An 11868-nucleotide genomic window follows, 5' to 3' on the forward strand; every position below is an offset into this window, starting at 1 on the left:
CTTAATAATCACTAGCTTCAAAAGAAATATTTTCTTCAATTCATTTTCGTCTTTTTTCTGGTTTATCACCCATTAATATTTGAATTTCTGTTTCTGCTGATAGAGCATCCTCAATAGTAATTTTAATTAATTGACGGACGTTTGGGTCCATAGTTGTTTCTCATAATTGTTCAGCATTCATTTCTCCTAAACCTTTATAACGTTGCAGATCATATTTACCTTTAATTGTTTCAACTTTATCTTTTAATTCTAACTCATTTCAAACATATACATGTTTCTCTTGCTCTTCTTCTTTAAAAGAAATTTTAAATAAAGGCGGTAATGCAATATAAATATTACCCGAATTAATTAAATCTCGCATATAACGATAGAAAAAAGTTAGTAATAAAATTTGAATATGGGCACCATCAGTATCGGCATCAGTCATAATAATGACTTTATTATAATTACAATTTTCAATACTAAATTCGTTACCAACACCAGCACCAATCGCATTAATAATCATACTAATTTCCTCATTATTAAAAAGATCAATTACTTTAGTTTTTTCGGCATTAATTACTTTTCCTTTTAACGGTAATATCGCTTGGAACTTACGATCACGACCTGACTTGGCACTGCCACCAGCGGAATCTCCTTCCACTAAAAATAATTCATTAATATTGGGATTTTTACTTTGTGCGGGCACCAATTTACCTACTAAAAATTTTTGCGTATCTTTACTTTTATTACGCAATGATTCACGTTCTTTTCTTAAAGCATTACGAATATCACGAGCCTTAATGGCTTTATCAATAATTTTTTTAGCAGCATCACTATTTTCGTGAAGTCAAAATGAAAATCTTTCATTAACAATATTATCAACAACAATTCTTGCTTCGGGCGTTCCTAATTTACCTTTTGTTTGACCTTCGTATTGAATTAAATTTTCAGGAATACGCAACGAAACAATAGCAACCAAACCTTCTCGCAAATCATTACCTTCTAAATTTTTATCTTTTGCTTTTAATAATTCTTGTTTTCTTGCATATTCATTAATAGCTTTTGTTAAACCACTTTTAAAACCAACTAAATGACTTCCACCATCAACAGTTTTAACGTTATTGGCAAACCCTACTAACGTTTCGCTATAATCTTCCGTATATTGTAATACAATTTCAACCTCAATATTATTTTGTTTACCTTTTAAACTAACAATTGGTGATAAATTTTTTTTATCTTTATTTAAATATTGCATAAAAGCAACTAAGCCATTTTCATAATGAAAAGTTTCTTCAGTACCTGTCCTCTTATCAATTAATTGAATACTTAAATCATTAATTAAAAAAGCACTTTCACGTAAATGTTGTTCAAATAAATGAACATTTCAATCACAACCTAGAAAAACACGATGAAAATCAGGTAAAAATTGTACCCTAGTTCCTGTTTTATAAGTGTTACCAATCATTTTTAAACTTTGATCAATCTTACCACCATTTTTAAATTTAATTTCATGAATTTTTTTATCACGATGAATAGTAACAATCATTCAATTACTTAAAGCATTTACTACTGAAGCACCAACGCCATGTAAACCACCCGAGGTTTTATAACTATTAGTGTCAAATTTTCCACCAGCATGTAAAACCGTATAAATAACTTCGGGAGTACTTTTTTTTGAAGCATGCATACCAGTTGGAACACCACGACCATTGTCTTCAACAGTAACTGACTTATCAACATTAATAGTAACAACAATACTAGTACAAAAACCAGCTAATGCTTCATCAATACCATTATCAACAATTTCTCAAACTAGATGATGAAGACCGCGATTATCAGTAGAACCAATATACATTCCAGGTCTTTTTCTAACTGCTTCTAGACCTTCTAAAATTTGAATTGATGATTCATTATAAACACTGTTTTTTCGTTTATTTGCCATTAAAAAACTCCTTACTACAATTTATTTCATTTTCATTTTATCATATATTTATTTATTTAAAGATAATGTCGATAAAAGAACTAAATCAATTTTATAATTTAAAGTTAAAGGTTTCTATACAAAATTTAAGATAATACATTTAAAATAAATATTTAACTAATAATTTTTAATTATTAATAAAACAGCTATAAAAATAAATATAAAAAAACTATTAACTTTTAAATTAATTAAAAGTTAATATTTGAATCATAAAAAAAATAAATATAATAATCTTAGAACCTGTTTAAAATCTTTTAGAGAATAGGATAAAATGATTATATATTTTAAAATAAGATGTATATATGTGTAAAAATTATCCTAGTAATGTTAGCAAAGAGCAATTTGAAAATATAAAATCAATTTTAGAAAATACTAAAAAGAGAACTAAACCAAGAAGTTTAGATTTATATGAAGTATTTTGTGCAGTTTTATATGTATTAAAAAGTGGTTGCCAGTGAAGAATGTTACCAAAAAATTTTCCAAAATGACAAATTGTATATTATTATTTTCAAGCTTGAAGTAAAAATAATGATAAAGAACCTAGTGTATTACAATTAGTTTTAAAAAAAATTAGTCAAGGCATTTCGTATCAATAATGGTAGAAAAGAACAAACTAGTTTTTGTATAATTGATTCACAAAGTGTTAAAAATACAGATACTACTAAAAATAAAGGTTATGATGCTGGTAAAAAGATTTCAGGAATAAAGCGTCATATTGCTGTTGATTCTCAAGGTTTACCACATGCAATTTACATAACCACAGCAGAAAAAACAGATCGTAATAGTGCTATAATAATGATTGAAAATGAAAAAGAGAATCTTTCTGCAGTTCAAAAAATACTAGTAGATGCTGGTTATACTGGTGAAAAATTTGCTTCTAAAATTAAAACAATTATAAATGCAAATGTTGAAGTTATAAAACGTAATGAATTACATTCTTTTGTAGTATTACCAAAAAGATGAGTTGTAGAACGAAGTTTTGCATGATTAGAAAAATGCAGAAGATTATGAAAAAATTGTGAAAAAAAATTAAATACTAGCTTACAAATGGTTGTTCTTGCCTTTATTTCAATTTTATTGAAAAGATTTTAAACAGGTTCTTATAAAGATTATAGAATTTTATCGCTTACTTATTTTAATGTTTACAAAATAAATGGGTTTTTTATTGTTAAAGGAGTAAAAAAATGAATGACGATTTAAATGAAAAATTAATAAATAGTGCTTGAAATGGCGATTTAGATACAATTAATATTTTACTGATAAATAATGTTGCTGATGTTAATTATTTAACTATAAATAATTTTAGTGCTTTAACACTAGCCGACTGAAATGGACACTTAAATATCGTTAAAACTTTACTAGAAAATGATGCTAATATTAATCATGCTAATATATTTGGTAATACTGCTTTTATTAGCTGCTGAAAATAATCATATTGAAATAGTTAATACACTAATAGAAAATAACGCTAATATTAATCATGAAAATAATGGTAATGAAACTGCTTTAATCTTAGCTGCCAGAAACGGACACCATGAAATCATTAATCTCTTAATCGATAATTTTGCTAATATTAATCATGAAAATCGTTATGGTGATACAGCTTTAATATGAGCCGCCAGAAACGGACACTTAAATATTGTTAATAGCTTAATAATGCAACATAATATTAATATTAATCATGAAAATATAGAAGGTTACACTGCTTTCAAGTGAGCCGCTACAAACGGATATTTAGATATAGCTAATGTTATAATAGCGCATAATGCTAATGCCGATCATACAAATCAAATAAATAATAATGCTTTAATATGAAGCGCGCGAAATGGTTATCTAAATATAGTTAATAGTTTAATAATACATAATACCAATATTAATTATGTAAATGAAAAAGGTGATACAGCTTTAATATGAAGTACTTGAAAAGGTTATTTGGAAATAGTTAACACTTTACTAGCAAAAAATGTTAATGTTAATTATTCAGATCAATCTGGTTACAGTCCTTTAATGATAGCTGCTGAAAATGGTTTTTTAGAAATTACTAATGCTTTAATAAAAAATGGCGCCAATGTTAATCATACAAATCAAGTTGGTGATACGGCTTTAATCTTAGCTGCTGAAAATGGTTTTTTAAAAATTGTTAATAGTTTAATAGAAAATAACGCTAATCTTAATTATGCAAATCAAAATGGTAATACAGCTTTAATGATGGCCAATAAAAATAACCATATAAAAATAGCAAGAATAATCGAGCAAATAAATCAACTAAATCAACTAAAGGCAGAAAATTTAATAAATGCTAAAGAAATGATACTAAACATTAATAATGTTTTAAATGAACAACTAAAAAAACTAATGAAATAAAAGATAATCAAAATGATAATGAAATTTGAAAAAATAATCAAGAAGAAATTATTGAAATCATTGATAACTATAAACATAATTTAAATCAAAAACTTAAAAATATTAATTCAGAACTTAATAATCATTCTCTAAAAAAAGATTTTATTAATATTCTAAAGTTTGGAAAAGAAAATTATTCATTATTACATATAGCAGTATTAAATGATTGACAAAAATTAGTAACTTATTTAATAAATGAATGACCAGTTGATATTGATTATCAAGATAATTCGGGAAATTCGGCATGAAATCATGCTTGTATGTTATTACAACCAAAGAACATCAATTAACTTATAAAAATAAAGTATTTATAAAACAATTAATTCCTTCATCTCCAAATTGAAATCCAATTGAAAAAAAAGAAATTAATAAAAATGCTAGTGAAAATAGAAAAAAAATTATTGACTATTATATGCCAAAAGATAAAAATAGTATTGAGAGTTGAGAACATATTAGTAGTATCGATTTACAAATGCAAAATTCTTTCACAAACGAAAGCAATACGTTAAAATTTTCAATATCTTAAAACATTAAGATATTTTTTATCTAACTTTTGATATTTTTACATTAGTAACTTAGATAAATATCTTATTTACGTTATTATTTATTTCTTAATAACATATTATTCAAAACTATGTAATTCTTTTCATAGTTTTTCTAAAATTACTTTTGATTTAACTAATGATGAAAGTTCTGTTTTTGTAGCATTTTGCAATAATTGTCAAGTTGGAAATTGCTGTAATATTTTATTTTGTAATTGTAAACCAATTCCTGGTACTGATGATAAAACACTACTTATCATTGATTGACTTCGCTTTGCTTTATGATATTTAATTGCATAATTATGAACTTGATCTTGTAATTTACTCAAAAATAAAAAACAAGCATCAGTCTTAGGAATATTAATAATTTGCATTTTATCATTTATAATTTTATCAGTTTGATGTTTTTTATTTTTAACTAATCCAATAATAGGAATTGTTAAGTTTAATAATGTTAGTTGTTCTAATGTAGCACTAATTTGTGGTTTTCCACCATCAACAATAATTAAATCAGGAAGTGGCAATTTATTAATAACTAAGTGATGATATCTACGATAAATCATTTCACAAAAACGATGATAATCATCAATAATTTTTGGATCTAATAAAAATTTGCGATAATCATTAAAACTAGGATTACCATTCTTATAAACAATCATACCACCAACACTAGCACTTTGTTGAAGATTAGAAACATCAAAAACCTCTAAATGATTTAAATTAGGAATTTTTAATCATTGTGATAATACTTTCATCATATTTAACGGCGCATTAAACTGATTAGTCTGTAAATAATTATTTCATGCATAAATGGCATTGGTTTTTGCCAATGTTAAAATATGTTCTTTTGTTCCTTTAATTGGATTAATAAATTTTATTTGTGGAAATAATAATTTTAATTGTTTTAAATCAATATTTGATGGTAAATATATTTCATTTGGCAATGTATTTTTACTATATAGTTGTTGACAATAATTACGAATTAAATCTTGAATTTCTAAGTAATTATTTTGAACTATTTGTTCATCTTTAGCTTGCAATTTACCATTACGATAAAATAAAGTAATTAAAACAACCATTTCATTTTCAATTAAAAAATTAATAAAATCGCGATTTCCATAATCTTGAAACTCAACAACTTGTTGTGATAAAAATAGATCTATTTTTGATAACAAAATTTTAATACGATTAGCATTTTCAAATTGTAAGTTTTCAACACTAATATTCATATTATTAATTAATATTTTTTTAACAGCAGTAACATTCCCTTTGAAAAATTGATCAATTTTACTAATCATATCTTCATAATAAGTAATAGGTACTGATTTAAAACAAGCGCCAGAACATTGCTGTAAATGATAATATAAACAAGGTTTACCAAGATTACCAGCACATTTTCGTAATGGAAAAATTCGTTCCAATAACTTTAAAATTTCACGCGCACCAGTACCATCGGGAAATGGTCCATAATAATGTCCCTCTTTTTTAGTAGCACTACGTACATAACGATATTGTGGATCACGATTATTAGTGATTTGAATATAAGGATATTTTTTATCATCTGCTAACAAAATATTATATTTAGGATGATGTTTTTTAATCAATGTTTGTTCTAAAATTAAAGCCTCTTTTTCATTAGATGTCGTAATGTATTCAACATCATGAATATCATTAACTAATAACATTGTTTTAAAATTACTGGCTTTATTTAAATATGAAGTTACTCGTTTTTTTAATGAATTAGCTTTACCAACATAAATTAAATTATTATTTATATCTTTAAATAAATAGCATCCAGCAATATTAGGTAAAAGTTTAATTTTCATTTGTAGTAAAGATTTTTCTGCCATTAGTTCACCTAAATTTATTAACAAATTAAAAGATACTTTGATTTTAACATTAATATAATGTTTTATCCTAAAGTAAACTCTTAATTTTATTCATTATTAATTACTTATGATTCGTTATTAATAATAGTCTCGTTATCATTAATAATTTCACGATTTAAAATACTATCTTCTAAACTTTTTTTAACTACCAGAGTACCTTTGCTATTACTCATTACATCTTTTTGTTTTTCAGGGTCAATTTTACCAAAAGGAGTTAAATAACTATTTTCATTAAAATAAACAATAGGTGAAGAAGGTTTATTGATAATGTCGCTATTATCATTTTGTTTTATTTCTGCTTTTTTTACTGGTGATATAGATGGTTCCTTCTTTGATTCCTTATTAAAATTATTTTCTTTTCTAAAAGATTTTTTAACTTGTTTATCAATTAATAATTTTTCTTTTTTTAACTTAATATGTTTTTGTTTTAAATCAGCATTTATTTTATTTTTTTGCTTTTTATTTTTATTATTAATAATAATTTGTTTAATAATTTGTTTAATAATTTGTTTCATTTTGCTAAAGAAAATAAAAGGTTTATTAAAAATAAATAAACAAGTTAAAGAAAAAATACTAATAAAGTTTGCAATTAAATTAGTAACAAAAAAACCATAATTAAAAATACCTATTAAAACATTACTAATAATGCCACCAGTAGCATATGCTGGAAAAAAGGTTTCAACACTAAAGTCTTTAAAAGAAATTGGTGAAGCAAAAAAACCTAGATAATTATTTATAGCATTTGTATTTCATCATGTTTTAACGTATATTTCACTAATATTTAATAGGTTTAAATTATAATAACTAGTTCATAAATTATTCTTTCCTAAAATTATTAAAGTTAAAGTTTGTGTTGTCCAACAACTAATCACTAAAAATAAAAAAGTAACAAAAATATACTTCAATTTAAATTGCATGCGATAACCAAAAGCTAAAGGAATAATCATTAAAAAAAGAAAGAAATAAACAGCATATTTCACTCATCCAAATAAAAAAGAAAAAAGAAAATCATCAAGTACTTTACCAATTATTGAAAATCTAGTTAAACTAACTATTAGGAAAAAGAAGATTAGTAATAAGAAAAAAAGTAACCCAACTTCATCACCACGAGATTGAGATTTTGATATTTTAATGCCATTTTTAATCATAAGAATATCACCTCTTAACAGTCTCCACAAAATAACTTATAAAAATAGTATAACATAATTGATATATGTAATATCTTTCTATAATCGATTTTTGATTTATTATTGCAAAAGAACAATAATATTTTTTTAATACTTTTATCATAAAAAATGTATTATTTAAATTTCATATTCATTATTTTCTAGATTTTAAAAATTTAAAATAAATCATTTTTCTTATTTATATTTATTGGTGGTTGGCCCTTAATTACTGGACCATTTTTGATATAAAATTCTAAATTTTAATTTGTAAAATTGGTGGTTTTAGAAATTTAGAATGTATTCTTTCATAATTATAAAACATAACATATTGATTTACATCATTTATAGCTTCATTGATGGATAAATATTGATTTGATCCTTTAGGTAGTCATTCTTGAGATAAATGAGAAAATCAGTTTTCAGATAATACATTACCACCAATATCATAAGGTTGTTTTTTGCTTAAAATTATTTGTTTATCCTCTGCTCATTTTGTGATATCTTGACAATAAAATTCGTTGGCGTTATCTGAATGTAAAATAACATTTTTTATTTGATTTCAAGAAAATTGTTTGTTGATTTTTTCAAGAGCAGGAAGAATTAAATCCTGATATGATTTATTAGGAGCAATATTATAACTAACAACATTATTTGAATAAAAATCAATAATTACAAAAAGATATAATCATCCTTCTTTAGTATTTATTTGTTTAGTGTCCATTGATCAAATTTGATTTGAAGAGGTTGTACTTTTATAATCTTTGTTTACTTTATCCATTGTAGGTATTCACTTATTTGGATTTTTTTTGTTTTTAGGATAGTTATTTTTAGTTTGTTTTAATCCTTGAATATTGTGTTCTTTCATAATTTTTCGCATTTGTTTTATTGATAATTCTATATTTAAAATGATATTTTTTTCTTGTTTTAATCACTCTTTAAAAGCTGAAAAAATTCTTAAATATCCATAAATTCTGCCTTTTCTTGTAGAATGAAATTCGATTAAAAGTTGGCATATTTTTTGATATTTATGATTGCATTTAATAATATGATTTTCTTCTTTTTTAATAGGTTTTTGTTTATTTTTTAAAAAGTAATATGTTGATCTGTTTAATTGAAGATATTGACATAGGTTTCTAATTGAATATTGATTTTTACAATCATCAATAATTTTAATTTTTTCTTTGATATTTAATTTGTTAATTACTAATGCTATTTGTTTAATTTTATCCATTAATAAAAATCCTTTCAGGTTAAAATTAGTGTTAATTATATAACACAATTGTTTTTAGAATACATTCAGGTTTTTTAAATTAATGGTCTAGTAAAAAGGGCTAAGTGGCAAGTGGCAAGTGGCGTGTTTCAAATATTTCTTTATATTTTTCAAAGTCATTGGTATTAAATTGGTTGATTTCAATGGGATTTGTTTTGTTTTTTTAATAAAAAAAACATCTCGTGATCAACTTGAAGCTGCTGAAGTGAAAAATGTGCCAAGTGCAGTATCAAGTAATACCATAACATAATTTTGTCAATTTCAAAATATAGCATCAATATAATCTTGGGATGTGTGTTCTTTACCATCAATGAGAAAATTAGAAACTACTTTTTGTAAATTTTTACCAGTAAGTCCAATATAAATTTCTAAGAACCTGTTTAAAATCTTTTAGAGAATAGGATAAAATGATTATATATTTTAAAATAAGAGGTATATATGTGTAAAAATTATCCTAGTAATGTTAGCAAAGAGCAATTTGAAAATATAAAATCAATTTTAGAAAATACTAAAAAGAGAACTAAACCAAGAAGTTTAGATTTATATGAAGTATTTTGTGCAGTTTTATATGTATTAAAAAGTGGTTGCCAGTGAAGAATGTTACCAAAAAATTTTCCAAAATGACAAATTGTATATTATTATTTTCAAGCTTGAAGTAAAAATAATAATAAAGAACCTAGTGTATTACAATTAGTTTTAAAAAAAATTAGTCAAGGCATTTCGTATCAATAATGGTAGAAAAGAACAAACTAGTTTTTGTATAATTGATTCACAAAGTGTTAAAAATACAGATACTACTAAAAATAAAGGTTATGATGCTGGTAAAAAGATTTCAGGAATAAAGCGTCATATTGCTGTTGATTCTCAAGGTTTACCACATGCAATTTACATAACCACAGCAGAAAAAACAGATCGTAATAGTGCTATAATAATGATTGAAAATGAAAAAGAGAATCTTTCTGCAGTTCAAAAAATACTAGTAGATGCTGGTTATACTGGTGAAAAATTTGCTTCTAAAATTAAAATAATTATAAATTCAAATGTTGAAGTTATAAAACGTAATGAATTACATTCTTTTGTAGTATTACCAAAAAGATGAGTTGTAGAACGAAGTTTTGCATGATTAGAAAAATGCAGAAGATTATGAAAAAATTGTGAAAAAAAATTAAATACTAGCTTACAAATGGTTGTTCTTGCCTTTATTTCAATTTTATTGAAAAGATTTTAAACAGGTTCTAAAATCACTATAATTACTGTTCCATTTTTTTCAACAAATGTTAGTTTTTGTCAGTATTGATTGTTATTAATGGTAATAGTGCTTTCATTAAAAAAAGTTAAACTATCAAAGTTATTTTTAATTTGGGTTTCATATTTTCAATTTCCATTATCATCGATTTTTTTGTGTTGTTCCTCCATAACGACTACTACAATTTATTCAATTATTTTCTTCACTATCTTCTATTTCGATAATTGTACTTGAACTATTAAGACTTTCAGTACTACTTGAATTACTATCATTTATAGAAGGTTGTTGATGAGTAACTCCATAATTACTATAGACTTGGTGCAAAACTAAGGTAATTCAAAATTATATATTTCTGCTATTAAATTAAATCTTAATGCAAATCTTCGTATTTTATTGCGATATTTTAAAGTTAAAATTTTAAAACGTTTTAGTTTAGCAAATACGTGTTCAATTTTAATTCTAATTTTGCTTAAAGTTTTATTGTATTCTTTTTGAATTGGTATTAATTTATTGTATTTACTTTTTTTAAATGGCAAAAATGTATTTTTATGAATATTTTGTATTCCTTGATAACCTGAATCAACAAAAACTTGTTTTTCTGGATGAATAAAAGTTTTAGATTTTAAAAGTAATTTAAAATCATGAATGCTTCCAAAACAAAAAGCGGTTGAAATAATTTTTCCATTTAAAATATCAATAATTATTTGCGATTTAAGAGTATGATGTTTGTTTTTACCCGAAAAAAGTAATTTTAGTTTTTTTAATTCTTTCAATTGGAGTTTCAGTAGCATCAATAGCTAGTAAAGTATTATTGATTCCTTTATTTTTGATTAAATCTTTTTTGCCAGATAAATTAAAAATTCCACTTTTTATTAAAGTATTTTCAATTCAAAAAATATTACGAATGCAGCTAGTATGACTAATATTATATCTTTTTGCAATAACTCTATAACTACTATACTCTTTTCAGTATTCTAATGTCATTAATAAACGATTTTCTATTGATAATTTATTAGGTTTACCACCAATTTTTTAATTGCTTCAGCTTTTTTTAAAATTTCAACCATTTTTTGAAATGTTTGTAGTTTTATTCCCACTAAACTATAAAATTCTTGTTCATCTTTGTATTTTTTTAACATAATAATTATCACCTTTGATATTAATAATAACCGTTAAATTATTAAAATTAAAGGTTTTGCACCAAGTCTTATGTTTATTTTTTTCTAATAAAGGCTTTTTTTCTTCATTTGGCATTTTATTTTCTCCTTTAAGTATAAAAGTCCTATTTTGTTTTTATAAACAAAATAGGACTTAAAAATATATTTAAACATATATCTGATTTGGATTATATCATTTATTTAATAGTTTTTAAATAAAAAATATCTTTTT

General features: G+C 23.9%; 13 protein-coding genes. 5 read left to right on the forward strand and 8 right to left on the reverse strand.

What is annotated here, in order from left to right; all coding sequences use genetic code 4:
- Position 1: 1 nt before the first annotated feature.
- A complete protein-coding gene (parE, locus tag AAHM96_RS06320; RefSeq protein WP_342272985.1) occupies positions 2–1924 on the reverse strand; it encodes a DNA topoisomerase IV subunit B in 1923 nt (640 codons plus the stop codon).
- A 341-nt stretch (positions 1925–2265) separates the two neighbouring features.
- Between parE and AAHM96_RS06325 the strand changes: the two genes are divergently transcribed.
- From AAHM96_RS06325 to AAHM96_RS06340, 4 genes are all read left to right on the forward strand, one after another.
- Positions 2266–3055 (forward strand): IS5 family transposase gene (locus tag AAHM96_RS06325; RefSeq protein ID WP_342272742.1). Its coding sequence is split into 2 segments (ribosomal slippage): positions 2266–2526 and positions 2528–3055, totalling 789 coding nucleotides; the frame shifts between segments, so codons are not numbered across the junction.
- A gap of 92 nt (positions 3056–3147) precedes the next feature.
- Positions 3148–3393, forward strand: a complete 246-nt coding sequence (locus AAHM96_RS06330; RefSeq protein WP_342272986.1) for an ankyrin repeat domain-containing protein — start codon at positions 3148–3150, stop codon at positions 3391–3393.
- The gene (locus AAHM96_RS06335) at positions 3359–4327 is read left to right on the forward strand and encodes an ankyrin repeat domain-containing protein (RefSeq protein ID WP_342272987.1); all 969 of its coding nucleotides are present in this window, start codon (positions 3359–3361) and stop codon (positions 4325–4327) included. The genes AAHM96_RS06330 and AAHM96_RS06335 overlap by 35 nt, the downstream gene beginning before the upstream one ends.
- Before the next feature lie 283 nt (positions 4328–4610).
- Positions 4611–4892, forward strand: a complete 282-nt coding sequence (locus tag AAHM96_RS06340; protein ID WP_342272988.1) for a hypothetical protein — start codon at positions 4611–4613, stop codon at positions 4890–4892.
- A 96-nt stretch (positions 4893–4988) separates the two neighbouring features.
- On the opposite strand, the gene uvrC is transcribed toward AAHM96_RS06340, so the two are convergent.
- From uvrC to AAHM96_RS06355, 3 genes are all read right to left on the reverse strand, one after another.
- Positions 4989–6758 (reverse strand): excinuclease ABC subunit UvrC, encoded by a 1770-nt coding sequence (uvrC, locus tag AAHM96_RS06345; RefSeq protein ID WP_342272989.1) that lies wholly within the window; start codon positions 6756–6758, stop codon positions 4989–4991.
- A gap of 104 nt (positions 6759–6862) precedes the next feature.
- On the reverse strand, positions 6863–7945 hold the full coding sequence (locus AAHM96_RS06350; protein WP_342272990.1) for a hypothetical protein: 1083 nt from the start codon (positions 7943–7945) through the stop codon (positions 6863–6865).
- A 271-nt stretch (positions 7946–8216) separates the two neighbouring features.
- Entirely contained in the window at positions 8217–9194 is a 978-nt protein-coding gene (locus AAHM96_RS06355; protein ID WP_342272797.1) for an IS3 family transposase, read from the reverse strand.
- Between the two features lie 477 nt (positions 9195–9671).
- Between AAHM96_RS06355 and AAHM96_RS06360 the strand changes: the two genes are divergently transcribed.
- Positions 9672–10461, forward strand: a protein-coding gene (locus AAHM96_RS06360; protein ID WP_342272991.1) for an IS5 family transposase whose coding sequence is annotated in 2 segments (ribosomal slippage) — positions 9672–9932 and positions 9934–10461 — 789 coding nt in all. Because the reading frame shifts where the segments join, the coding sequence is not laid out codon by codon here.
- Positions 10462–10617: 156 nt separating this feature from the next.
- Here the strand turns inward: AAHM96_RS06360 and AAHM96_RS06365 are convergent.
- Genes AAHM96_RS06365 through AAHM96_RS08580 form a run of 4 tightly spaced genes read right to left on the reverse strand, consistent with a single transcriptional unit; the run spans position 10618 to position 11618 of the window.
- Positions 10618–10803 (reverse strand): hypothetical protein, encoded by a 186-nt coding sequence (locus tag AAHM96_RS06365; RefSeq protein ID WP_342272992.1) that lies wholly within the window; start codon positions 10801–10803, stop codon positions 10618–10620.
- A 2-nt stretch (positions 10804–10805) separates the two neighbouring features.
- Positions 10806–11252, reverse strand: coding sequence for a transposase family protein (locus AAHM96_RS08570; protein ID WP_425288744.1), 447 nt, complete (start codon positions 11250–11252; stop codon positions 10806–10808).
- A complete protein-coding gene (locus AAHM96_RS08575) occupies positions 11212–11463 on the reverse strand; it encodes a helix-turn-helix domain-containing protein (RefSeq protein WP_425288745.1) in 252 nt (83 codons plus the stop codon). The genes AAHM96_RS08570 and AAHM96_RS08575 overlap by 41 nt, the downstream gene beginning before the upstream one ends.
- A gap of 14 nt (positions 11464–11477) precedes the next feature.
- Positions 11478–11618: a hypothetical protein gene (locus tag AAHM96_RS08580; RefSeq protein WP_342273390.1), complete on the reverse strand. Its 141-nt coding sequence runs from the start codon at positions 11616–11618 to the stop codon at positions 11478–11480.
- Positions 11619–11868 lie beyond the last annotated feature (250 nt).

The sequence above is a fragment of the Spiroplasma endosymbiont of Acasis viretata genome (genome assembly GCF_964031275.1).
GTDB lineage: Bacteria > Bacillota_I > Bacilli_A > Mycoplasmatales > VBWQ01 > Spiroplasma_E > Spiroplasma_E ixodetis_A.